Annotated in this window: 22 protein-coding genes and 1 pseudogene; 13 read left to right on the top strand and 10 right to left on the bottom strand. The window is 64.9% G+C overall.

Annotated elements, in window-relative coordinates:
* Positions 1-230: 230 nt before the first annotated feature.
* Positions 231-1,028, top strand: coding sequence for an esterase/lipase family protein (locus tag AB4089_RS08420; RefSeq protein WP_441408884.1), 798 nt, complete (start codon positions 231-233; stop codon positions 1,026-1,028).
* Positions 1,029-1,333: 305 nt separating this feature from the next.
* Positions 1,334-2,431, top strand: a complete 1,098-nt coding sequence (locus AB4089_RS08415; RefSeq protein WP_441408828.1) for a glycoside hydrolase family 16 protein — start codon at positions 1,334-1,336, stop codon at positions 2,429-2,431.
* A gap of 90 nt (positions 2,432-2,521) precedes the next feature.
* Here AB4089_RS08415 and AB4089_RS08410 read toward each other — a convergent pair whose 3' ends face one another.
* Complete coding sequence (locus AB4089_RS08410) at positions 2,522-3,175, bottom strand: aspartate/glutamate racemase family protein (protein ID WP_441408827.1); 654 nt, start codon at positions 3,173-3,175, stop codon at positions 2,522-2,524.
* A gap of 283 nt (positions 3,176-3,458) precedes the next feature.
* On the opposite strand from AB4089_RS08410, the gene AB4089_RS08405 reads away from it, so the two are divergent.
* Entirely contained in the window at positions 3,459-3,779 is a 321-nt protein-coding gene (locus AB4089_RS08405; protein ID WP_441408826.1) for a hypothetical protein, read from the top strand.
* A gap of 9 nt (positions 3,780-3,788) precedes the next feature.
* Here the strand turns inward: AB4089_RS08405 and AB4089_RS08400 are convergent, their stop codons facing one another.
* The 4 genes from AB4089_RS08400 to AB4089_RS08385 all read right to left on the bottom strand — a co-directional run bounded on the left by AB4089_RS08400 (position 3,789) and on the right by AB4089_RS08385 (position 10,529).
* Entirely contained in the window at positions 3,789-4,586 is a 798-nt protein-coding gene (locus AB4089_RS08400) for a glycoside hydrolase family 16 protein (RefSeq protein WP_441408825.1), read from the bottom strand.
* A 54-nt stretch (positions 4,587-4,640) separates the two neighbouring features.
* Complete coding sequence (locus AB4089_RS08395; RefSeq protein WP_441408824.1) at positions 4,641-5,612, bottom strand: dienelactone hydrolase family protein; 972 nt, start codon at positions 5,610-5,612, stop codon at positions 4,641-4,643.
* 199 nt (positions 5,613-5,811) lie between these two features.
* Entirely contained in the window at positions 5,812-9,225 is a 3,414-nt protein-coding gene (locus AB4089_RS08390; RefSeq protein ID WP_441408823.1) for a choice-of-anchor D domain-containing protein, read from the bottom strand.
* A gap of 614 nt (positions 9,226-9,839) precedes the next feature.
* The gene (locus AB4089_RS08385; RefSeq protein WP_441408822.1) at positions 9,840-10,529 is read right to left on the bottom strand and encodes a nuclease-related domain-containing protein; all 690 of its coding nucleotides are present in this window, start codon (positions 10,527-10,529) and stop codon (positions 9,840-9,842) included.
* 115 nt (positions 10,530-10,644) lie between these two features.
* On the opposite strand from AB4089_RS08385, the gene AB4089_RS08380 reads away from it, so the two are divergent.
* The gene (locus tag AB4089_RS08380) at positions 10,645-11,337 is read left to right on the top strand and encodes a maleylpyruvate isomerase family mycothiol-dependent enzyme (protein ID WP_441408883.1); all 693 of its coding nucleotides are present in this window, start codon (positions 10,645-10,647) and stop codon (positions 11,335-11,337) included.
* A 182-nt stretch (positions 11,338-11,519) separates the two neighbouring features.
* Here AB4089_RS08380 and AB4089_RS08375 read toward each other — a convergent pair.
* Both AB4089_RS08375 and AB4089_RS08370 read right to left on the bottom strand, forming a co-directional pair.
* Positions 11,520-12,353, bottom strand: a pseudogene (locus AB4089_RS08375) (aminotransferase class V-fold PLP-dependent enzyme); the annotation flags it as partial.
* A gap of 159 nt (positions 12,354-12,512) precedes the next feature.
* Positions 12,513-13,028: a mycothiol transferase gene (locus AB4089_RS08370; protein ID WP_441408821.1), complete on the bottom strand. Its 516-nt coding sequence runs from the start codon at positions 13,026-13,028 to the stop codon at positions 12,513-12,515.
* Between the two features lie 154 nt (positions 13,029-13,182).
* Between AB4089_RS08370 and AB4089_RS08365 the strand changes: the two genes are divergently transcribed.
* A complete protein-coding gene (locus tag AB4089_RS08365; protein WP_441408820.1) occupies positions 13,183-13,335 on the top strand; it encodes a hypothetical protein in 153 nt (50 codons plus the stop codon).
* 21 nt (positions 13,336-13,356) lie between these two features.
* Here the strand turns inward: AB4089_RS08365 and AB4089_RS08360 are convergent, their stop codons facing one another.
* Positions 13,357-14,697 carry a hypothetical protein gene (locus AB4089_RS08360; protein ID WP_441408819.1) on the bottom strand — a complete coding sequence of 447 codons (1,341 nt, stop codon included), beginning with the start codon at positions 14,695-14,697 and terminating at the stop codon, positions 13,357-13,359.
* A gap of 173 nt (positions 14,698-14,870) precedes the next feature.
* Between AB4089_RS08360 and AB4089_RS08355 the strand changes: the two genes are divergently transcribed.
* Positions 14,871-15,902, top strand: a complete 1,032-nt coding sequence (locus AB4089_RS08355; RefSeq protein ID WP_441408818.1) for an alpha/beta fold hydrolase — start codon at positions 14,871-14,873, stop codon at positions 15,900-15,902.
* Here AB4089_RS08355 and AB4089_RS08350 read toward each other — a convergent pair.
* On the bottom strand, positions 15,899-16,507 hold the full coding sequence (locus AB4089_RS08350) for a TetR/AcrR family transcriptional regulator (RefSeq protein WP_441408817.1): 609 nt from the start codon (positions 16,505-16,507) through the stop codon (positions 15,899-15,901). The genes AB4089_RS08355 and AB4089_RS08350 overlap by 4 nt on opposite strands.
* A gap of 364 nt (positions 16,508-16,871) precedes the next feature.
* Between AB4089_RS08350 and AB4089_RS08345 the strand changes: the two genes are divergently transcribed.
* From AB4089_RS08345 to AB4089_RS08315, 7 genes are all read left to right on the top strand, one after another.
* Positions 16,872-17,852, top strand: coding sequence for a methionine ABC transporter ATP-binding protein (locus AB4089_RS08345; protein ID WP_441408816.1), 981 nt, complete (start codon positions 16,872-16,874; stop codon positions 17,850-17,852).
* A complete protein-coding gene (locus AB4089_RS08340; RefSeq protein WP_390205968.1) occupies positions 17,849-18,550 on the top strand; it encodes a methionine ABC transporter permease in 702 nt (233 codons plus the stop codon). The genes AB4089_RS08345 and AB4089_RS08340 overlap by 4 nt, the downstream gene beginning before the upstream one ends.
* A gap of 62 nt (positions 18,551-18,612) precedes the next feature.
* Positions 18,613-19,416 (top strand): MetQ/NlpA family ABC transporter substrate-binding protein, encoded by an 804-nt coding sequence (locus tag AB4089_RS08335; RefSeq protein ID WP_441408815.1) that lies wholly within the window; start codon positions 18,613-18,615, stop codon positions 19,414-19,416.
* Between the two features lie 84 nt (positions 19,417-19,500).
* On the top strand, positions 19,501-20,007 hold the full coding sequence (locus AB4089_RS08330; RefSeq protein ID WP_441408814.1) for an LURP-one-related/scramblase family protein: 507 nt from the start codon (positions 19,501-19,503) through the stop codon (positions 20,005-20,007).
* Between the two features lie 14 nt (positions 20,008-20,021).
* Positions 20,022-22,223 carry a transglycosylase domain-containing protein gene (locus tag AB4089_RS08325; RefSeq protein WP_441408813.1) on the top strand — a complete coding sequence of 734 codons (2,202 nt, stop codon included), beginning with the start codon at positions 20,022-20,024 and terminating at the stop codon, positions 22,221-22,223.
* 77 nt (positions 22,224-22,300) lie between these two features.
* Complete coding sequence (locus AB4089_RS08320; RefSeq protein WP_441408812.1) at positions 22,301-22,906, top strand: hypothetical protein; 606 nt, start codon at positions 22,301-22,303, stop codon at positions 22,904-22,906.
* A gap of 2 nt (positions 22,907-22,908) precedes the next feature.
* Positions 22,909-23,457 (top strand): hypothetical protein, encoded by a 549-nt coding sequence (locus AB4089_RS08315; RefSeq protein WP_441408811.1) that lies wholly within the window; start codon positions 22,909-22,911, stop codon positions 23,455-23,457.
* A 59-nt stretch (positions 23,458-23,516) separates the two neighbouring features.
* Here AB4089_RS08315 and AB4089_RS08310 read toward each other — a convergent pair whose 3' ends face one another.
* Positions 23,517-23,903 carry a nuclear transport factor 2 family protein gene (locus AB4089_RS08310; RefSeq protein WP_441408810.1) on the bottom strand — a complete coding sequence of 129 codons (387 nt, stop codon included), beginning with the start codon at positions 23,901-23,903 and terminating at the stop codon, positions 23,517-23,519.
* Positions 23,904-24,009 lie beyond the last annotated feature (106 nt).

The raw sequence follows: 24,009 nt of genomic DNA, 5'->3' as shown, positions 1-24,009 counted from the left end.
GCCTGCACGAACGTGCAATGTAGCGATATCTGCGGAACGCCCTTCCTAGCATGAAGTGATAGAAGTGAGCCGGATCACTGCGGGGGCTGATCCCCTACCTCGCTTCCCATCACACAGACCGTCACTGATGACGCGTCCAACCGAAGAGGTACTCCGTGTCCTACCCCAGAACGCCCGCAGCACTCGCCGCGCTGGCAACCACAACCCTGGCACTGGTTTCCGCAGCCCTGATGGGCATGCCGGCAGCCCAGGCCGCTACCAGCGACGTTTCGCCACCGGGCGCCAACGACTGGACCTGCAAGCCCTCGGCAGCCCACCCCTACCCGGTAATCCTGGTACCGGGGACCTTTGAGAGCATGGCAAAAAACTGGGCCACGATTTCGCCGGCGCTCAAGAACCAGGGCTACTGCGTTTACGCTCTGAACTACGGCGCCACCAACGGCATCGACGCCACCGGGCCGGTCGCAGACTCGGCCCGGCAGCTCGCCCCGTTCGTCGATAAGGTGCTGGCCTCGACGGGTGCGGCCAAGGTTGATCTCGTGGGCCACAGCCAGGGCGGCATGATGCCGCGCTACTACCTTGGATTCCTTGCCGGCGCTGGCAAGGTGAACCACCTCGTGGGCATCGCGCCGTCCAACCACGGCACCCGCGGGCTGATCACCCCCGCGCCGGGCGACGTTCCGCCGGCGACTTCAGTGGGAGGGTCCAATTGCCAGGCCTGCGCCGACCAGCAGGCAGGTTCACCATTCCTCACCAAGCTCAACTCCATTGGCGACACGGTTCCCGGTCCCGCGTATACGGTAATCTCCACGACGCACGACGAGGTGGTGACCCCGTACTCCAGCCAATTCCTCACCGGCCCTGCCGGGCGGGTTACCAACATCACGATCCAGGATAAGTGCCCGGCCGACGTAATTGACCATGACCAGGCCCCCAACGACCCGGTCACCCAGCGCCTCGTCTCCGACGCACTTGGGCAGCCGGCCGGCCACCCGGGCAACCCGGCATATCAGCCCAGCTGTCTGTAGCGGCGGTTTGTAGCGGCGGGGGCCGGGGGCGCCGGCAGCATGCAGAAGGCGGCCGGGCGTCCCCGTGCCGTGAGGTGGTTGGGAGGTTTGCGGACCTAGGTAACGTTCCGGTAACGTAAGCGACTGGCCGTGAAGGCCCGGCCCGAATGCAGGGCCCCCGGACGCCCGTATGCCGGCCCCGGTTGCGCCGTTCGGCGTCTGCTCGCCCATGCCCTTGAGGCACGGGCCGGATGAAGCTTCCAGCACTCGCCGACGCCCTGGCTGCGACGGTTGTGTGTGCCAGTCACCAAGCCCGGAGGGGTCCGTTGTTTAAGCAAACACCGTTCAAAAAAGCACAGCCCAAGAACCAGCAGCTCAACAAGGTCGCCATTGCGCTGACCTTGGGTGCGCTGTCCCTGACCGGGTGCAGCGCCGCGCCCACGGCCGGAGCCGCAGCCGCTTCCCCGGCTACCGAGCCTTCGGGCCACGCCGCCGCTTCCACGTCCTCGGCGGCCACCAGCCCCCAGGTGGCGGCGACGCGGTCTGCCGCCAAACCCGTCAGCAGCGCCTCAGCCGCACCGGCGGCTGCCGGAGTTGAAGCGGCAGCGGAGGCCGCCGTCGCGCCCGCGGCACCGGAAGCTCCGACCGTCGGCGCTGGCGTCCAGGCGGCACCCGCTGCGGGGTCGACGTCGACCGCGAAGCCCGCTCCGGCCGCGGCGCCGGTTGCTGCCCCCGCTCCGGTTGCTGCCCAGGCTGCCGTCGCCGCGACAGGCGATGGCTCGCAGGCGGCCACGGCGCGCGGCTGGGGTGCGGTTGTTGCGGGCGACGAGTTCACCAAGGCCGGCGCCCCAGATTCCACGAAGTGGAGCGTCTTCAAGGGGTCCGGTCATTCAGGCAAGGGCGCACGTAGCCCGCAGGCGTGGTCGGTTGCCAATGGCGTGGCCACGGTCAGCGGCGACTCGGCCGGCACCACTGGCGGCATGTCGGCGAAGTTTGCACAGCAGAAATACGGCAAGTGGGAGACGCGCATGCGGACCAGCGCCCGGGACCCGAAGTACCACCCCGTGCTGATCCTGTGGCCGAACAACAACACGTCCCCCAACTGCGCCGAGATTGATTACGCCGAGGGCAGCACCAACACCGCGCAGATGAAGTTCTTCCTGCACTACGCCTGCGGCGGCTCGAACTTCCAGACCACCGCGGCCAAGACGATCGACACCACGCAGTGGCACAACTACGCCGTGGAGTGGACCCCGTCGGGCATCACCGGCTACATCGACGGCGTGAAGACCTTCTCCGACACGAACCCCGCGCACCTGCCCTCCGTGGGCATGCACCAGACGTTGCAGCTGGACTGGTTCCCTGACGGATCGGCCACCAAGCCTTCACAGATGCAGGTCGATTGGGTCCGCGTCTACAAGTAGGACCGGCTCGAGCAACCCGACAGCCCCGCACCCCAAAAGGGCGCGGGGCTGTCTTGTTCCTGGCCGACGGCGCACCGTCGGCAGCCAAACTCAAACCGCCTGCAGCTCCCGGGCAACCACCGCCGCGACCAGCATGGAACCGGCTGCCGTCACGGCGTCGATGACCGGAACCCCCAGCCGGCGGCGGAGCACGTCCGCCATGCCGATGCTGCTCAGGCCAGTACTGGCCTGCACTATGACGTCGGCGCCGGCATCAACCAGCATGTGGGCAGCGGCGAGTGCGTCAAAGATCCCGGCCGGCATGAGGAACTCGTCGGGTGTTTCAACGCGCCCGGCCCCGTCTATGAGCAGCATGCGGTCACCCAGCGCGTCCGAGATGGGGCCCGGCACATGGGCGCCGAGTCCCAGGACACCGATCCGTCCGCCAAAGGTCAGTGCGGCGGCCGCGGCAGCGGAGCCCGCCCCGATGACCGGGATATCCACGGCCGCCCTGGCGGCGGCCAGCCCGGGGTCGGACGCACAGCTGACAATCAGGGCGTCGGCGGCCCCGGCCATTTCCCGGGCCAGCTGGACTACTTTCGGTGCCGCAGATTCCAGCGACGCCTGGTCGTAGACTCCGGACGGCTGGTCCGGAATGCAGCGGGAGGTGACGGTAAATCCGAATGCCTCCTGCAGGAGTTTCCCGTGGGCGTGGAGCAGGCGTCGGTCCGACGTCGTCATCACCCGGATCAGTCCAACACGCATGACGCACTACCTTTCGAACGGCTTCCTTGGTGCGAGGCTACCCGGCAAGTATTTCCGGGTCTTTTCGGGGAGATGACCAATCCACGTGCTGCCTCGGTTGGTCCAAACCCCGACTTGTGCATCACCTTGGCGAAAACTTCGCTCATGTTAAGGTTGCCCGCCCGGCGTCGTTGTATCGTTTGTCTCGGTGGTCCGTCTTTGGATCCGGGTCCCTGACCCGGGATGGGGGGAAGGCGGCAGGCCGGTTCCGGGCTCAGCCGGAACGATGAACAAAGGAATAGCCATGTCGGTGGAGCCCTCGTCCACACCCGGACGCCCCGAAGAACAGGATCCAGACGGACTGAGATCCGGTGCGGAGCATGCCGCTTCTGCCGCCGGAATCCAACATCAGGCCGCCAGGATCATCGATGCCGTCCTCGCCGACACCGCCCCGGAACACGACCGGGCCCGGGAGCTGCTTCGCCAGCATATGGCTGCGCATCCCGGACGCCCGGAACTGGCCCTGATGGAACACCTCACGGCGTTGAAAGCCCTGAGTGGGCTGTTTGTGGGAACGCCGGACGACGCCGTACCGGTCCAGCGCGACTGGGCCTCGGGCGAGTAAGCGCCCGGCTCACTGATAGACGCGGATCCAGTCAACCTGCATCTGGCTGGGTTTGGTAGGGGTCCCGTTGGGGAACCAGTCAAGTTGCACCGTTTGGTGCATCCCGACCGTAGGCTGATGTGCCGGGTTCGTGTCCGCAAACCACAATGAACCGTCGACGTATCCCGTGATCCCGGCGGGAGTCCACTCCACGGCATAGTTGTGCCACTGCGTGGTGTCGATTGTCTTGGCCGAGGTGGTCTGAAAGTTCGGGCCACCGCAGGCGTAGTGCAGGAAGAACTTGATTTGGGCGGTGTTGGCGCTGCCCTCGGCGTAGTCAATCTCGGCGCACGTGGACGAGATGTTGTTGTTCGGCCACAGGATCAGGACAGGGTGATATTGCAGATCCCGCTGGCCAATTTTCATCCTGGCCTCCCAGCGGCCGTACCGCTGTTGGGCAAACCTGGCGGACATTCCGCCGGTGGTGCCCGCGGCGTCGCCGCTGACCGTCAAGATGCCGCCGCCTACAACCAGCGCATCCGGACTCCGGATCCCCTTTCCCGCGTGCCCCGGACCCTTGAAGACCTTCCATTTCGCAGGGTCAGGTGGCCCGGCGTAATCGAATTCGTCCCCCGCCACCACGGGGCCCCATCCGCGGGCGACGGCGGCCTGCGTCCCGTCTGAACCGGCGGCCTGCGTCCCGGCGGAGACGGCGGCCGCACGGTCTATCGCCGGCGCCCGTTCCCTGGACACTGGTGCGGCACCACACCCGGCAAGGGCCAAGGCGCCTGCAGCGCTCAACGCCGCGGTCCTGCGGATTGCGAACATCGCGTCTCCATCCGGTCGGGACATGTCCGGGCCATGCTTCACGCAGACTTGCCTTCACACATACTTGCCGAACCAGGCGAGCGTGTCGTTCCACGCCGCCGTCGCCTGCTCCTGGTTGTAACGAGGCCCAGTGTCATTGTGGAAGGCGTGGTCCACGCCGGGATAGACCTTGAGTTCGTGGCGGACATCCGTCTTGTCCAAAGCATCCCGGAAGGCCGGCATGGCGCCGGTGATCCGCTGGTCCAGTTCGGCGTAGACACCGAACACGGCCGCCTTGATGGCCGAGATCTTGTCCAGATCAGGTGCTGGCCCATAAAACGCTGACGTCGCCCTCAGGCCAGGGATCGCCGTCGCCGACTGCCAAGTGATGCCACCGCCGAAGCAGAAGCCGTTCATGGCGATCCGCCCGGGGTCAACGAAGTCCTGGGAGTTCAGATAGTCGAAACCGGCGGCGAAGTCGGAGACGTGCCGCTGGGCACCGGCCTGCGTGAGCGCCCCCGGCACGGCGTCGGGGTCCATGCCCGCGGTACCGCCTTCGCGGCTCAGCAGGTCCAGGGCCAGTGCCGCGTAGCCTGCTTTGGCGAAGCGGCGCGCCACATCCTGGATATGGGGTGTCAGCCCGCGGTTCTCATGGCAGACCAGCACGGCCGGCCCGGCCTGACCCGCCTCCGGCCGGGCGAGATAACCACTGATATTTGTGCCACCCGAAGCAAACTGCACGGTCGCCGTCGAGAGTCCTGCCGCGCCCTCCGGGACGGACAACGGGCTCTTGGCTCCAGGTACTGCCCCAGCGGACGCACCACCGGAACCCGACGACGTCGGCGTCGGCGTCGGCATGGGATCAGTGCTGCGGGGAACTTCCTCGGCCGTGCAGCCAACCAGGAGCATGGCTGCCGATGCCGCCGTCATGCTGCCCATGATGAACGCCACCCGCCGCGTGAATGCCCGGTGACTCATATCGCCGGAGCGGTAGTCGTCGAAGAACTCCTCAATCAGATACTTCTCAAACTTGCCAAGCTCGGTCATGAAGGGCCTCCTCCGGTGCCGATCATCCTCCTCCGAAGTCAGATTTCCGGCAAGAGTCCACAAGGTACCTGCGCTGAGGCCAGGTCCATCACGGCAGCACTCGACCCCAGAGCGCCAGCTAAATCCGGCCCAAGTCTTTCGGCAAGCCAGCAAGGAGCCGCACGCGCGTACTCCGCATGCGGCTCCTTTAGGGTTTCGGCTATCCGGAAATTCTCTTGGTCGTCGCGTTCCAAGTCAGCCGCCCGTGCTGGAAATCCGTTGCCCGGCCCACGGAAACCGCGTACGAGTCGCTCGTGGGATAGCCCAACCGGCTCGTCTCCCAGCCGAGTGACGCCCACTTAGACCGGATCGCACCTGTTACCGGATGCGCCCCGGTAGCTGGCGAGTAGTAAATCGACGACCCGTTAGAACCAGAGAAGTGGTTGTACCGCCCCACCTTGTCCGGTGTTCCCTTCTCGTCCGTGATCGGATATCGCAGCGCGCCAGTCTCCGCGCCCATTGCCATCCATTTGGCACGGATTGCACCTTGGACAACGTGCGCCCCGGTCTTCGGCGACCAGACAATCGAGCTTCTACCCGAACCGGCGAAATGGTTGTACTGCCCCACCTTGTCCGCCGATGCATTCGTGTCAGAGGTCGGATAGCCAAGCCCGGTCTCCCAGCCCAGTGACGCCCACTTGGCTCGTACCGCACCTGTCACCGAGTGCGCCCCGGTTTTGGTTGACCAGTAAATCGACGCACCTCCTGCACCGGAGAAGTGGTTATACCGCCCCACGCCGTCCGGGGACTGCTTTTCGTCGTTGATCGGATAGCCTAGCGGCCCTGTTTCCGCGCCGAGTGCCATCCATTTCGACCGGATCGCACCCACAACATAGTGCGCTCCGGTTGTCGGGGAGTAGTAGATCGAAGACCCGCCCGAACCGGCGAAGTGGTTGTACAGCCCCACTTTGTCCGGCGATGGTTTCTCATCGGAAGTAGGGAAGCCCAGGATGCCGGCCGGACCGCCGGCGGCCTTGTAGCGTTTGTTGATCTCACCGAGCACCGCATGCGCGCCTGTTTTGGCTGACCAGCAGATCACTCCTCTGACGTAGTCTTGGCACTTTCCTCCCGCTACGGCGTACTCCGCGGTCAGCGACCGGCCAAGGCTCGACCCGGGGCGGCCTGCGTTGATCTTCCACCCGTAGGCAGCGATGGGGTCGTCAGTTCCGTTCCCGGTGAGCATGACCTTCTGAGCGGTCTGGCCGTCGTCCGCTGTAATGAGGTAAAAGGTCTCCTTCGTGCCGGCTTGCCCTGTGGCCGTGGGCGCGAAGGTCACGGTCTGGTATGCGGTTTCACCGCCGGGAATTTTCAGGCCCTCGGAGATGGGCGTTGTAGTGGAGAAGACACCCTGCGGCGCTTTCGCCTTCGTGATGGTCATCGGGACGTTGCCGGTGTTCTTGATCGGGAAAACCCTGGTGGCCGATGTCCCGGTGGGGACGTCACCGAAGTCCAGCGAGCCCGGCAACTCCAGGTGCGCTGTACCGGAGATGGCGGTCGCGGTTATCTTTACGGTCACCCCGCCGCGGTCGCTGACGACGACCAGCGAGTCGGCCACCGGCGTCGCCGTGGTGGGGCTGAAGGTCAGGGACACCGGCACTGACGCGAGGGGTTGAATCGTCTGCCCCACAACTGGCGCCGTGCCTGCATCCACTTTCAGCGCCGCGTTGGCCGGCAAGGTGACGCCAGTGATCTTGACGGGCGCTGTGCCGGTGTTGACGATGTTGACGGTCAACCGGCTGGTGGTTTTCGTCGGCACGTCGGTGAACTGGGCCAACGCCGGGGTAGCGCCCAGGCCGTCTTTCGTCCCTACACCATGGACGCCGAGGAGGACGGTCTCGCCGTCCGCTGTCTTGACGATCAGTGTGCCATCGATCTGTCCCGCGGACGTGGGCGAAAACGTCACCGGAACTGCGAGATTTCCTCCCTTAGCCACCTTCCGAGGCAACGTCAGAGAGGTTCCAACCTTGAACGGTGCAGTTGTTGTGATGGAACTAATCGTCACGGTCCGGGACGCGGTGACCGTAACAGTTCCGGCTGCAGGGGTACCCACCTTGGCGTTGCCCAGGTCAGTGTCCGTCGCCCCTACCGCTGCTGTTGTCGGGGCGCCGAACCCTACCACGTGCCCGTCTCGGGTACCGACGTACACACGGCCTTTCTCAGTTGCCACCGAGGAGAACTTGGCGCCGATCCCCAACGGGGCGCTGAAGACCTCTTTGAGCTGGCCAGTGCCGTCCGGAAGCGCCTTGTATGCCCGCAATTCCGCACCGGCCCCGGTTCCTCCGCTGACATAGACCACCCAGACAAGGGCGGAGGACCCGTCATTGCCGGAGGAAGTCACCACCGGCGAACCGGAGCTGAACCCGAACGTGCCGGCGGAGGTCCCGACGGCGGCGAGGCTGACGCCGCCCGCCGCGCTCGTCACCAACTTGAATGCGCGAAGGTATCCATTGCTCTCTACGACATAGATGTAACCACCGTTGCTGCTCCCGAAGAACGCGGGCTTGCCCCACACTCCGTTGTACGGACCGGCTTTGTCGAGGACGGCATCAGTTCCACCGGCCCCCTGCGCCATGCCGCCCAGGTTGTCCCGATCCAACAGGTAGACGCGGCCGTCCTTCCCCACTTGCGCCAACAGATGGGGGTGCTTCGCTGTGCCATAGCCATCCGGGATGGCGAGGGGGGCGCCGGCTCCCAGGTCAGCGTCGTTTCGGTTCAGCCGGGCGTTGTCCGCCGGGCTGAAAAAGTCGGTTGGCTTCAGGTTGCCGTCGCTGCCCACGCGGAGCCTGACCACGGCTTCGGCCAGGGTAGTGGGAGGCTTCGAGCCCGGGCCAGGATTCGGGGAGATGCCGTTCCCCGTCGCCAGCAAGATCTGACCGGCACCGTCGGACACCAGTCCTCCGCCGGACTGCCAGACGCCGCCTTCCGCGTTGGCGTTGCCTGATTCAGTGGCCCACATCGTCGTCTGCCGGCCGGCGGTCGATACGCCGACGACATAGCCGACGAAGGGGGTGTAGTCGCAATGGCTGGCGAATCCTGCGTAGACCACGCCGTCAAGGAGCAGCAGCCCTGGGCGCTGCATCGCCGTCATTGGGTTGAACGGGCGGGTGGGATCATTTGTCGGGGCGCCTTGGATTGTGACAGGGAACCCGGGCTTCTCCGCGCCGGTCGCAACGTCCAAGGAGTGCATGTACCAGTGCGGAAAATACTTGCTGGCTCCGTCATTCGTCTTAGCCAGCAGGAAGATGCTCTTAGTGGCCGGGTCGTAGACGGGAGTGGAAGTAATTCCGATATTGGGCGTGAGATCACCGCAATTAACGGTCGACGCCGGCCAGGCCGGCCCGAGCTGGCGCGTCCACTTCGCCGCGCCCGTCTCGCTATCCAGCCCGTACACTGCATTGTTTTCCGTCGCGGCAATCACAGTACCGCCTACTACGAGCGGCTGGGCGTAGACCTGTCCGTCCACGGTTGCAGAGAACAGTTTGCCGAAGTTCGAAGAGGCGACAGCCGACGGCGAGAGCCCTGGTTCGTTCTTGTCCCAGCCCGTCCGCAGTGAATCGTAGGCGACGGTCGCCACATCCGCGACCGCGGGCCCGCTAAGGGTCAGCCCAGCAAGTGCGAGCGACGCCGATAGCAGAGACGCCCACGCGCCCCGGGACGATGCGCGTGGCAGGGACCATGCTGCGAATTTCGTGGCCGCCCGATGTTTCCGCGGATGTGGCGCCCCACCCTGACGTCCACCGCGAGGACGGCCCTTAAATTGGCCAGAAAACACCCGAGAATCTGTTTGATCACGCATGGCTGAGACCTGTTCCTGATCATTACATTGACTTTATTAACCCAGTAATCAGGAGCCTAGGAGCGGGGATTTGTGGGCGCGCGAGTGGTCGCTACTCGAGTTTTTGGGCGCGATTCCCGTCTTTTTGCTGGCACTACTTGATCGCCTCGTGGGCTGTCGCGGCTTCCTACCTGCCCCGGGAAAACTCAGGGCGGAGACCCGCGGTCTGGGGCCATGCGCATGGTTGTCAGGCAACGCCGGCAGAGGCCGCTCCGGGCGCAGGCGTGAGCAATTGCCGGGGTGTTTCGAGCGTTCCCAACGGGGACGAAGAGGGTAGGCGGAAGCGTCTCAGCGTTCCGGTCCGGTGGGTTGTTTCGAGACGGCGGCGTGCGCCCGCCGCTAGTGGGTCTCGCCTACCGGTTCATCAATGCGTGCAGGACAGCTGCGCCCAGCGGACCCGTAGCGGCCAGCACCGAAAAGCCAACCGCGGGGACACCCAGCACCCAGGACAGCCGTCGCCGTCGTGCCTCATCCACCAGGCACCGGAGGGCTGCGAAGTTCCTCATGAGTTCGTCCGCATTGTGTGGCGGCGTCGGCTTCGTGTGCCAGGTCCGGGCGTTCACGGCGGCCGCGGCGGCGCGTTGGACCTGTTCCGCGTTCAGCACGGCCTGGCGCCTCTGCAGGAAGCTCAGGAGCTGCAGATCGCTCAGGACGATTACTTGGCTCGGCTTGTCCCTGATCGTGAGCCGTCGCGGGTCAACGATCACCACGATGCCGGTTACGTCCACCGCCGCACCCGCTGCCGTGCTGAGCAACGTCGAGGCCCGGGCGGCTTCGCGCGCCGAGTTGTAGGGGTGGCGGTGTTTGTTTCCCGACACCATCAGGGTTTGCTCGGCCACCCAGATCGATTGGCCGGCATGGTTCTTGGTGTTGATGGTGAAGACGCCGGCAGGACCGACCAGCACATGATCGATATCCGACCAGCCTGAGCCGACCGGGACGGCATGCAACACGAGCCACTCGGGCCCGAGCCCTGCCAGAATCCGGCCCACAGCAATCTCGCCCAGCGCGCCCCGGTACCACGGCCAGCTGGCCTCGCTCAAAGCCCAATGCTTGCGGAGGTCCGCGACTGAGCCCCCGCGCCCGCCCCCGGAGGGCGCCCCGGGCCGGGAGCGCCCTCGCGTGCCCTCGCCTCAGCCGCCGCGCTAGGCTCGTCCCATGTCGCCCGATCGCTACCTGGCCGAACTGGCCGGATCCCTGGACCAACTCAGCTCGCTCGCCCGGCAGCCGGCTGGCCTGCTTTCCCGCGCCGTTCCGGCGTGCCCCGGCTGGACTCTCGAGCAACTATTCGGGCACCTCGGCTCCATCGAGCGGTGGGCGGCCGCGGTGGTCAGTCGGGGCACCTTCGTCGAGGAAACCCCTCCACCCGCCGTCGACGCCGCGGCCTGGTTTCTCGACGGGACGGCGCCCTTCCTCGGGACGATGACGGCGCTGGATCCGGAGCAGGACTGTTGGAACTTTGGTCCGCCACCGCGCAAGGCGGGATTCTGGCTTCGACGCCAGGCCCACGAACACGCCATCCACCTGGTCGACGCCTGCCAGGCGCTCGGTCTGGAGATCCCGCCTCTTGATGAGGACTTCATGCTCGACGGCGTGGACGAGGTCCTGGCCATGTTCACTCCCCGCCAACTTCTGGGGCGGATGCCGCACCCAGACCAGGGCGTGATCTTCCAGGTGCCGGGGGCTGCCGGCTGGACCGTCGGCCCGGGTCCCGCGGTGGCATCCATTACCGCCCCGCTGCACGGCATGTATCTGGGTCTTTGGGGACGGTCCAGCCTCGAGGAGATTGCTGTCATTGAAGGCGACGACGCCGCCGCCCGTCGCCTGCTTCGCGGCCCGCTCACGCCGTGAGTCCAGGATCTGCGGAATAGGTCGAGGTGCAGGCGCTTCCGATCACCCGGACCGATGAGCCCGGCCACGTGGTCGATCTCCTCGTCCAGATTGTAGAAGTGGACGGCCAGCCGGATCCTGCCCTCGCGGACTGACGACACGACGTTCGCCTTGCGGAACCGGGCCATGACTGCCTCGGTGTCTCTCACGGGCACGGAGATGATGGTCGATCGGTGATCGGCGGCGAACGGGCGGAAGCCGGAGCCCTCCGCCGCCAGGGCGTCCTGCAGGCGAAGGGCGAGCCGGGCGTTGCGGTCAAGCAAGGCAGTAATGCCGAAACGGCGGAAAATGCCGAGGGCCGCCTGCTCTGCCAGGGCAGGAAACCATGCCAGCGAGGCATCGAGCTTCGAAGCCGTGGGCGAGAGGTCCATGGCCGGTCCGTAGAAACTCTCGGCCGGGGTGCGTGCAGCCTTCCAGCCCGGGCCGACGGGCTGGAGTCGGTCAAGCAGCCCGCTGCGGACGTACAGATAGCCCATGCCCCTCGAACCGAGCAGGAACTTGTGGCTCGCGGCGGCCAGGAAGTCCACGCCGTCGCGCACAACATCCAGCGGCACCGCGCCGGCCGCCTGGCAGGCATCGACGAAGAACCAGGCACCGGAGCGGGCAGCGACCCCGCTGAGCGCGGCGAGGCCGGCCCGGTAGCCGTTGGCCGAATGTACCGCGCTGACGGCGATCAGGCGGGTGCCGCCGTCGGCTGCCCGGCCGAAAGCCTCGGTGTCAACAGTTCCGTCGCCGTCGGGAGCCAGTGTGCGGACCTCGTAGCCGCGGCCCCGGAGCAGCAGCCACGGGTAGTAGTTCGAGGCGAATTCGTTCCCGGCGATCACGACGTTTTCGCCGTGCTTCGCGGGCGGCAGGTTGGCGGCGACGATCCCGGCGGCCGTGCTCACTGCCGGAACGATTGCGATCTCTGCGGCGGTGGCGCCGACGATCTCCGCGAATATGGCGCGGGCCTCCTCCCCTGCCCGCTCGGCTTCCATCCAATCGAACCGGCCGGCGGACCAGCGCTCGACCGCCAGTTTGTAGGCCTCCCGTGCCGGGGCCGAGCCAACGTTCATTGTCGCGGTGTTCAGATAGATGATGTCCTTGAGCCCCGGGAAGAGCCGGCGGATGTCGGAGGCTTGCATGGCTTTTGCTTCCTAGACTTTTGAACGCGCGGAGTCCAGGCCCTTCGCGTACGCCGCCTGCCCTACGTGCTGGAGGCAATCGGCAATGATGCTGACCAGCCGCACCCCGAGCGTGACGGGCGGGTCCCAGCGGGTGTCGACGATGCGGTCGAGGTCGTCGCCGCCGAGGGTCTTCAGAAATTCCACAGTCTGCCGGTGAACGGCGTCGTAGTATTCGAGCAACAGCTCCGCCGGTGCCTGCACCGCATCGACCTGGCGGCTCGTATGGCCGTAGCCGGTGTCGCGTTGGGGCAGCGGCAGATCGAACCGGCCGGCGAACCCCTGCGAGGTCCAGACCTGGTCCAGGCCTGCAGCGGAGGCCACCTGCGCGTCCTCGACCCGGCCCAGGTGCCAGAGGAGCCAGGCCATCGAGTTCCCGTTGCCTGCCGGCCGGCGCCTCAGCGCGGCGTCGTCTACCCCCGCCAGGGCAGCGGCAACGCACTCATGGATCCTGCCGAAGGAGTCGAGCAGCAGTTCATTGGATTTCATCAAGTCCCTCCCTGTGCATATTCGGTGGGCCGTACATATTCGGTGAGCTCTTCATGTTCGGTGAGCCCCATGCTTGCACGGAGGCCGTTCCGGCGGATAGGGCCGAGCGTCCAGCCGGCGGGACTTAGCAGCGAGGTCTCGGCCGCGGCGGCTGATGAACCTGGTCTCGGGCGTTGGCATCGTCCGGGTGTTCCGCGGGATGGGGACCGGCGAATTGGATGAGGCAGAGCTTGAGCGGCTCCTCAACGACCGGGGCTTCCTGGCCCTGCTGCTTGGCGGACCGATCCGGCATCCCGGCAGCCGCTGAGGCTGGTGTCTGCGGGAGTGGTCAACAGTTGGGCGAGTCGAACTCGTAGGCCCCCGAATCGGCGGCGGCCGTGCCGTTGCAGTCGCCGTCCTGGGGCACGGCCAGTCCGGCGAGGTCGACGACGGAAGGGCTGGTTCCGGCGCGGTCGATGGCCGGGCTGGTGCCGGTCACGTGGAGGTCGGCCGGGGCGTTCACGAAGCGTGCGGACGCAGTGGTGGACGTACTGTTCGGCACGAAATTGACTGGACCGTTGAGGACGTTCTGCTTTTCGGTCCAGCCGGAACCGTTGATCCACAAGGAGTTCTTGACACCTGCCAGGATGTTGGCGCGGATCACGGTTGATGACGGGCAGCTCGCATGGCAGACGATGGCCTGGGACTGCGGCCCGTTCAGGTAGATGGTGTTGAACTCGAAAACAGTGCCGTTCGTGGGTCCGAACGAGGTCCCCGGTCCGCGGGCGATCAAGCCCTTGGCCTGCGCGCAGTTGGCGCCACAGGTGGACCGGACCAGGTTGTAGCGGTAGGTGTTGCCATCGGCAGTTCCGGAAGACTTGCCGATCTCGGAGAAATTGTTGTTGTCCAGGGCCACGTTGTGATGAATGTAGTTGCGGTTACCGTTGTAGATTTCGAAAGAACCGCCGTCGCGGTTGTAATCGTAGGAAAAAGCGGTGGAGCCGCTGACGGTGTTGCCGGAGAATTCGTTGTCGTTGCCGTTGACCAGCACGCCGGATGCCCCGGAGTCGTCATTGCAGTTCACTGCTTGGGGTGTTCCGCAGTTTGTGCCCTGCGTCAGGACGTTCATGACGTTGTTGTTTGTGAGTATGTTGCCGGTGTATTTTCCGAAGTCGGACCCGGTTCCCGCCTTGATGCCCACGGCATTGTTGGAGGCGCTGGAGTTCCGGACCGTGTTGCGGTCCCCCGTGACGCTGATGCCCGCATAGCCGCAGGAGACGCCGCGCAGTCCGTCAACCGTGGTGAAGTTGCCGTTGATCCGGATACAGTTCCCTGACTTCCCGCCCGTTATGGTCGGGGCACTGCCGCTCCCGTAGCCGTTCAGGGTAATGGGCGCGGCATCAGTCCCGCTCTGGGTGGTCACAACACCTCCGGTCCAGGTGTCTCCCCGGCGGAAACTCACGGTGTCTCCGGGCTGGAGGACTGTCGAGTTGACCTTTGCCAGTGACTTCCACGGTGCGGCGCTCGAGGTTCCCGAATTGGTGTCGCTCCCAGAGGCACTGACAAAGTATGTGGCACCCGCGGCGTGGGCCGGCGCCGCGAGTCCCGCCGCCAACCAGCCCACGGTGAGCAGTTGTGCTAGGAGGGCGGTGACGGTGGAAGCGATTTTCCTTATGCCTCGCGGGTTCATCCCGCAAACCCTAGTGGGCGACGGTTGCAAAAAGCTGGGGCAAAGATTGCCAGAGATTTATCTCAAACAGCACTGTATACTTTCAATTGATTATCCAAAGTGCCTGCCCAGCCCGGTCCCAGCGCGGAGACGTCGCACCGCATACGTCGCCCCCTTCTGACTGGAGTCCTGCCATGCTGCTGCGCCACCCCCGCCACGCCACCTCAGCGGCGGCCAGGCCGCACCGCAAGAACCCGTGGAAACGGGCCCTCCGCGCGGCAGTGGTGGTGGCTATGATCGTGGCCTGCCTACTTGTCGCCTCGACGTCGGCCAATCTCCTGTTGGAATGGCACGAAAAGTCCAACTCGGTCGCCTACGGCGAGAGGGTCTCCATCCGCGAGGGCACCGTCAACGTCAGTCGAACCGGCAGCGCCGGTCCTACGATCGTGCTGCTCAGCGGGCTCGGCACCCCGGCCCCGGCGCTCGATTTCGCACCGCTGGTCCGGGAGTTGCGCGGCTTCCGAACCGTGGTTGTTGAGGGATTCGGCTACGGCTACAGCGACATGGCAGCCCGGCCGCGGACCGTGGAAAACATCGCCGAAGAACTTCATGAAGTGCTGTCAAAGCTCGGCATCAGCGCGCCTTACGTCCTCGCGGGCCACTCGATTGGCGGCTTTTCCACGCTGTACTACGCGAACAAATATCCCGCCGAGGTCTCCGCGGTTATCGGCATCGACCCCACCGTCCCGACCCGCCAGAGGTCCACGGGCGCAACTCCCGGCCCCAATGAGATGCCGGCAGCGGACTACTGGTGGGCGCACACACCTTCCACGGCAGGCCTGGTCCGCTGGGCCACCGCGCTGGGTTTTGGGGAGCCTGGGGGCGACGGCTTCACGACTGCTGAACGCCAGCAAATGCGTCAAATGACCAGCTGGAACTTCGGCAACCAAGCCGTCATTGACGAAACACTGCGGATGGGCGAGAACGCCGCCAAACTCCAGGACGTCCGCTACTCGGACACCCTTCCGGTACTCGAATTCCTGTCCCAAGACACAATGAACCAGCAGCCGGACTGGTACGTATTGCACGAACGGCAATTGGCCAATGTAAGACACTGCGAGCTGGTTGTCCTTCAGGGCGAGCATTACCTGCATTGGACGCAGTCCAAGGCCATGGCTGCGAAGATCAGCCAATTCCTGCGCCAGTTCAGCCCGAAACTCCCCTAGTGCGGGGCCGGATCCGCAGGCGGGCCGGGCTGGGCTAAGAGGGCACGGATGGTAGACGGAAGGACCTTTGCTGCCGCGACCTCGTCCAGTCGCCCTCCCCGAATTTCAGCCGCCGCGCCGTGGAGGATGGCGTAGAAGCAGGCCGCCTGCCACGCGAGGGAATGATCGGTGCGGAAGATCCCCTCGATCCTGCCCTTTTCAAGCACGGAAACTACCCGCGCCAGTGGCTTGTCGTGGTACCCCCTGATTTCCTCCGCCGTCAAGTATCGATCGGCCGCCGCCAAAAGCGAGTTGAATTGTTGGAGGACCCGCCAGGACGACTGGATGAGTTCCAGCAGGCAGCCCCAAGCGTCCTGCCCGATGTCCACCGCGGCGAGTTCGGCCTCGGCGCGGTCCATAGTCACGGCAAAAACAGCAACAACCAGCTCACGCCTGTCCGCGAAGTGTCCGTAGAGGGTCACCCTGCCCACCCCCGCAACCCGGGCAATCTCAGCCATGCTGGCCCCTGGATTCTCACCCAGGCAGGTCAGTGCGGCGTCAATGATGACGTCCTTGTTCCGGACAGCGTCCGCACGCTTGACGCGCCCCTTCTGGACTTCCGGCACAGGCCCGACCCGCCTTTCCGACTACTCAAACACCGATGTTCAGGTTACCAGCGGGGCCGCCAGCGCAGACTTCCCTGCAGGACGACACAGGCTGGCGCCTGTGAGGAATCTCTCACCCCGCTGCGGCCGCCGGCTGGAAACCTGATTCGCCGGGCACTCCGGGTTACCACAGGCCCTTCCGTGCCTTTCGCTTCGGAATGGATGAATTATCGCGGAACAAGAGCGTGATTCTAGGGTGAATATTCGGATTTTGCGCCGCTAACCCCATGTTGGAAGAATTTAAGGCGGAATGCGGGCGATATCCGCACCCAATTTTGCGGAAGCGCTTCCGTGACGATTCCAGCCACCACAGGGAGCCCTATCCATGATTTCCGTCAGCCGGGTCTCGAAGAGCTACGGCTCGGGGACGACGGCGGTCCGTGCCCTTGACGACGTCTCCCTGTCCGTCGCCCGAGGCGAGATATTCGGCGTCGTTGGCCAGAGCGGCGCCGGCAAGAGCACACTGATCCGCACCATCAATTCCCTGGAGCTCCCCGATTCGGGAAGCGTCAGCGTCGACGGCCGCGAGATGACCACCCTGTCCGGCGCAGAGCTGCGCACGGCACGCCACAACATCGGCATGATCTTCCAGCACTTCAACCTGCTCAGCAGCAGGACCGTGCAGGCGAATGTGGAACTTTCTTTGGAGATCACCGGCGCAGGGCGTGCGGCCCGGCGCACCCGGGCCCTGGAGATCCTCGAACTTGTGGGCCTGAACGGCAAGGCCTCCGCGTATCCCGCACAGTTGTCCGGCGGGCAGAAACAGCGTGTCGGAATCGCCCGCGCTCTGGCGTCCAACCCCTCGGTGCTGCTGAGCGACGAGGCGACCTCGGCGCTGGATCCCGAGACGACGGCACAGATTCTCGATCTCATTCGGAACCTGAGCAGGGACCTGGGACTGACCGTACTGCTCATCACCCACGAGATGGACGTGGTCAAGCGGATCTGCGACTCGGCTGCCGTCATGAGCGGAGGCAGGATCCTCGAGCAGGGTCCCGTGGAACAACTGCTGGCCACGGAGAAATCCCTGTTGGGCCAGGCGCTGTTCCCCATGGGCGAGGTCCCGGCGACCTCCAGCGCAGTCGTTGACATCACCTTCAGCGGCGTCACCGCCGACCGGCCCGTGATCGCCCGGCTTGCACGCAAACACGGCATCGACGTCGGCATCCTGGGGGCGGCGGTTGAAACCGTCCGCGGACTCCAGACAGGACGCACCCGGCTGGAACTGCCCGGTGACGCGCGCACCGTGGCAGCCGCCGTCGCCGATCTCCGTTCCCAGGGACTCTTCGTGGAGGTAGTCAAGTGATCGACCGCAATGACCCGTATTTCTGGTCGGACCTGCTGGACACGATCCTCAAGGGCGCCGGTGAGACGTTCTACACGGTGGGCCTGAGCTTGCTGTTCACGGTCGTTTTCGGCCTCGCGGCCGGCGTCCTGCTTGTAACCACCGAGTCCGGCGGCCTGCTGGCGAAGCTCTTCGGCAGCCGGGCGCTCGGATTCTTCGTCAACCGGCTGCTGGACGTGGTGGTGAACATCGGCAGGTCCGTCCCCTTCATCATCCTCATGATCCTGCTCATTCCCTTCACCCGCCTGCTGGTCGGGTCCTTTATCGGGCCCACCGCTGCCATTGTCCCGCTGACCATCGCCGGCATTCCCTTCTTCGCCCGCCTGGTGGAGATCGGGGTCCGCGAAGTACCGGTAGGACTCGTCGAAGCCGCCCAGTCGCTCGGAGCCACCCGGTGGACCATCCTGACCAAGGTCATGGTTGCCGAGGCAGTCCCGGCCTTGGCGCTCGGGCTGTCCACCACCGTGGTCGGCCTCATCGGCTACTCGGCCATGGTGGGCGCAGTGGGCGGCGGCGGCCTCGGGGACGTCGCGTTCCGCTACGGCTACCAGCGGTACAGCCCCGAGTACATGTTCGGCGTCGTCATCCTCCTGGTCCTGCTGGTGCAGCTGTTCCAGTCCCTGGGCAATTTCGCCGCGCGCCGGCTGTCCCACCGATAGCTGCCGACTCCGGCTTCACCATTTTCTTTTCCCATCACCCTCCGTTCTGCGAAAGAGTTCCCATGTTCCGCGCACAAATCCTGAAGGCCGCCGCAACCGGTGCGGCCGCTATCCTCGCCCTGTCCGCCTGCGGCGCGGCCGCTTCCAGCACCCCGGCCGAGACCATCACGGTCGGCGCCCTGGCCGTACCGGCCGGGGACATGCTCAAGCAGGTCCAGCGCGAACTCGCCCCCAAGCAGGGCCTGACCGTGGAGTACAAGGAGTTCAGCGACTACAACACGCCCAACCCGGCCGTGAGCGACGGCGACATCGACGCCAACCTGTTCCAGAACACCACGTTCATGGAGACCTACAACAAGGCTGCCGGCAAGAACCTCGTCAGCGTGGGTAAGGTGTACCTGCCGCCGATGGCCTTGTACTCCAACGATGTGGCCAATCTTGCGGCGCTTCCCGACGGCGCCTCGGTCGCCATCCCCAACGACCCCACCAATGAGTCCCGCGCCCTGAAACTGCTGGCGTCCAAAGGGCTGATCGAGGTCACCGAGAACCCGATCACGCTCAAGGACGTCAAAGCGAACCCGAAGAACCTCAAGTTCACGGAAATCGAAAACGCCAGCCTCCCGCAGGCCCTCAACGACAAGGACGCGGCAATCGTCACTCTGGCCTTTGCCCTTCCCGCCGGCCTGAGCGCGGACAAGCAGCTGCTGGTCGAGGGCAAGGACAGCGCCTACTACAACGTCCTGGCCGTGAAGGCCGAGATGAAGGATGACCCGCGCGTGCAGAAGCTCTACAAGATCCTGACCTCCCAGGACATGAAGGACTTCATCCAGACCAAGTTCAAGGGTCTGGTCATCCCGGCCAGCTGACCGGCTGTCGCCTCCCTGGCGCCTCCCCCGGACCACCCGATTCGGGTGAGGCGCCGCCCGGCGATCGGGTTCTATGGTCAGGGCATGGGACTTTTACGGCACAGGCATGACGAACCCGCAGCCCAGCGGTTTCAGATGCGCGAGAAGCTGCTCTCGATTGGGGACGATTTCTGGATCGAGGACGACCAGGGCAGACGCGCCTACAAGGTCAACGGCAAGGCCGTCCGGGTCCGGGACACGTTTGTCCTGGAGGACGCCTCGGGAAACGAGGTGGCGCGCATCCAGGAGCGCAAACTCTCGATCCGGGACAAGGTCTCCGTCGAGCGCGGCGGGGACACCGCGGCGACGGTCCACAAGGCACTGGTCGGGCTCCGGGACCGCTTCGCCATCGATGTGAAGGACGGCGCCGATTTGAAGGCGCACGGCAACATCGTTGACCACGAATACAAGATCGAACGTGACGGCGACACAATTGCGACCATCTCCAAGAAATGGTTCCGCGTGCGTGAGTCCTACGGCGTGGAAGTCATGGAGGGCGAGGACGTTCCGCTCCTCCTGGCGATCACCGTCGCTATCGACTCGTTGACCTGACCCGTTGAGCGAACATGGCGCCGAGGAAACGAACCCGCTCCCAACTGGCCGTGACCCTCTGGGGGCTCTTCGGCTTCTTCACCGCGAGCGCGGTCTGCGGCGTACTGGCGGCCAGCCTCCTGGTGCCCACCGTGGCTGCGACCGGCGTCGCCGTCAGCGATTCGATCAAACTGTTCAATAGCCTTCCGTCGGAACTGACCGTGGATCCGCCGTCGGAGTCCACCCGGGTGCTCACCGCCGACGGAAAGCCGATCGCCACCTTCTACGCGGAAAACCGTGTCAAGGTCCGGCTTGAGCAGATGTCCCCGTACATCAAGAACGCGATCGTCGCGATCGAGGACCGCCGCTTCTACGAGCACGCCGGCGTGGACCCCCAGGGGATTCTCCGGGCCGTGGTGTCCAACCTGACCACTGGCGGCAGGCAGGGCGCCTCCACACTGACCCAGCAGTACGTCACCAACGTGCTCAATGAATCCCTCGTCTCCGCGGACAGGGGCGATCAAATTGTCCTCAACGGACAGAAGAGCATGGCCGACAAGATTCGCGAGATGAAGCTCGCGGTCGAATTGGAGAAAAAGTACACCAAGGACCAGATCCTCGAGGGTTACCTCAACATCGTGTTCTTCGCCCGCGACGCCTACGGCATTGAGGCCGCGTCCCGCTACTTCTTCAACACCACAGCCAAGGACCTCACCCTGCCGCAGGCTGCGCTGCTCGCCGGCCTCGTGAACAGCCCCAGCTTCTACAACCCCGCCGTCCACCCGGACAACGCCGTCCAGCGCCGCAACCAGGTCCTCGCCAGGATGCTCAGCTCCCGGGCTATCTCGCAGGCAGAGCATGACGCCGCCGTCGCCGCCCCGGTGGATCTAAAGATCACCCCCGGGATGCAGGGATGCGCCGGCGCGGAAATGGCACCGTACTTCTGCGATTACGTCTCCCACCTCATCCTCAACAACCCCGCATACGGCGCGGAAGTCGCCGAGCGCGAGCGGAAGCTGTTCCGCGGCGGCCTGACCATCACGACCACCCTGGACAGCCGGCTCCAACTGGCGGCCCAGGCGCAGGTGGATGCCACGGCCGGGGCCAACCCGGACAAATGGGGCGCATCGATGGTCTCGATCGTTCCCGGAACGGGCAAGATCCTGGCGATGGCCCAGAACACCGTCTTCCTGCCGGCGCCCGGAAAATTCGATACCCAGCTGAACTTCAATGTCGATTCCAAGGACGCCAACGGCAACGATCTGAACGGCGCCGGCGGGTTCCAGCCGGGCTCCACCATGAAGCCGTTCACGTTCGCGGAATGGCTCAACGAGGGCAAATCCCTCGGCGCCGTGGTGGACGCCTCCCGCCGCTCCTATCCGCTCGGGTTTCGCTGGAGATCCAGCTGCGGCAGGGTGCTCGGTGCCTACAGCTCGCGGGAGAAGAGCCTCGGCGCGGCGGACGACCTCCAGAACAACGACGCCGGATACTACCGCCGCATGCGCGTTGACTACGGGCTGTATAACTCCATCAATACGGCCACCTTCGCAGAGGCCTCCCAACTCGACTTCTGCGGCATCCAGAAAATGGTCGATGCCGCGGGGCTCCACAGCGGCGTGGACAACGCCCAGATAAACATGCACCAGCTGGGCAATCTGCTGGGTGCCATTGGCGTGGCGCCGCTCAATCTGGCCAACGCCTTTGCCACGTTCGCAAATGACGGCAGGTACTGCGCACCGATCGCCATTGTGGCCGTAACCGACGCGGCGGGCCGAAACCTTCCGGCCGAGAGCAGCTCCTGCCGGGATGCGTTCAAGCCCGAGGTCGCCCGCGGCGTGAACTCCGTGCTGCAGGACGTGCTGAAGCGCGGGTCCGGCGTTTACATCAAGCCCAAGCTCTACGACCGGTTTCCTGTCGCGGCCAAGACCGGCACGTCCAATACCAACGGCTCGACCTGGGTGGTGGGCTACACCACCGGGATGGCCACCGCGTCCTTCTTCGGCGACGCCCTGGAAGGTCAAAAGCGCCCCGGCCAGAACGTCACCGTCAACGGCAAGTTCTACAAGGCCATTGACGGGTACATGCTCGCCGGTCCGCAATGGGCCAACTACATGCTGCAGGTTGCCGGGTACTACCCCGCCGCTGCCTTCCCCAAGCCGCCCGAGTCCATGACCCGGACTCCTTTCAACACGCGGATCCCCTGTTCCCCCCGGGCTGACCGGGCGCTGTGCGGGTAGCAGGCCAGAAATTGTCAAGATCCACGTGCGCACCCTATCCCATCGGGCCCGGAACGCTTATTCTCTTGCCATGAAGGATGGGGGCAATTTCCGGCGAGGGGAATCGCGCCGCCGCGCGCGAGTGGCCTGTGAATACCGCTGACCAGCCCCATGACAATTACGACGCCTTCCTGTCGAGGCTGGACGCCGCCACAACGAGCCTGAGCACTCGGGCCGGGTCGTTGGACAAGGCCCTGGAGGCCGTCTCGCTGCTGTTGGAACCATATGAGTCAGCTGTCCGGAAATGGGAGCGCCGTCGGCATTACGTCAGCCAGCAGCTCGCCGCGCATTCCGGGTCGCCGCAGTCCTACACCGCGCTGAGCGAGCTTCACGTCGTGGCAGGAAAGATGGAGTCGATGCTCCGCGGCCGGGTCGAGCGGGTCACGGAAAAACTCGCGGTCATTCAAGGGCGTCGCGAGGCCATCGACAAGTCGCTACTGGAGCTTGAGCTGAGCAAAATCAAGCTGACGTCGTCTCGGATGCTGTCACAGGACCGCCAAGAATTGAGCACCATCTTTTCCGAACTCGCAGGCTCCACCGTTGCCACGGGAGCCATTCCCGACATGGGGTTGCTGAGCGATCTCAAGGAAGCACGCGAGGCAATCATCCTGGCCGAAGCGCTGATCGAAGTGAAGGGCTACTAATCATGGAAATTTCAAGGCGCGATCAGCCCCGCAAGAACACCGTCGTTCTTGTTCGCTGGAAAAAGCAACCGGGCGAAAACACCGTCGCCAAGTTCATCATGTCCAGTATTTTGGGCTTGATCCTGTGCCTGTTCCTGATGATCTTCCTGTCCGGCCTCAGAAGTTTCGGTGCCCTGGTCCTGTTTACCGTCTGCTTCGCCGCGCTTCTGACGCTGCGTTCAGTCATGGCCCAGAGAAAATTCATGCGGGGGCTGACCAAGAGGATCAATGAAACCATCGCCGAGGTAACGAGCAGCCCGGGCGACCAACTGTCGGTCAGGCAATTTCGGCACATGGCCAAGAGCGGCGAGAAACTTCCGCTCGTTGTCAGCGGCGTGCCCGGGCTAAACCTGCATGTTGCCAAGGCTTCAACGCTGGAGAAACATGTCCCCGAGAAGTGGGTTGCGGTCTTTACCGTAGCCCCTCCCGAGAACGGGACTGCCAGCTTCGATCGGCTGTTGGCCGCGGCAATGAATGCCGGGCCAGGCAACACCGGCACCAACGTCGCGTAGCGCGCGAAGGGAGATTTGCTGCGGCCCCTTTGCCGCACGCACCCCGCCGGACGTGACCTTTATTGGGCTGGCGGCACCCGCGTCTTCAGGGCCTCGTTGACGGGGGCGAAGGCAACCCGGTCCAGGACAAGCTCGATCTCGCGGATCTTGCCAGCGTTGATGGTGAGCAGCTCGATGCACCTCACGGCACCAGCAGCGGTGTCGGTGATGAAGTCATACACGACGCAGGCACGGTCCTGCCCGGTAAAGACTTCCCGGATCTCGTTGCGGACCAGCGCCGGGAGAAGGCGCTTGAGCGCAGTGGTCCACCCGGCCTTGTCGAAGGTGGCGCCGGCAAACGTCGCTACGAGATCCTCACCGAGCAGGTTTTCGAGGGCGTTCACATCGTGGGAGCCAACGGCCTGGATGTACGAGCGTGCGATCCCTTCGACACTGGATTCCGGCATGAGAAACCTTTCCTGAGCAGCGGAGGGGCCCGCCAAGGACCTACGGGCAAGCCAAGTATCCAGCAGGTGGCCACATCGTTTCCCAGAAGCCTAGCGGCCGGGGATT

The sequence above is a fragment of the Arthrobacter sp. 2MCAF15 genome, assembly GCF_052115605.1.
In the GTDB taxonomy this organism is placed as follows: Bacteria; Actinomycetota; Actinomycetes; order Actinomycetales; family Micrococcaceae; genus Arthrobacter.
This window is presented reverse-complemented; position numbering and strand designations above follow the sequence as displayed.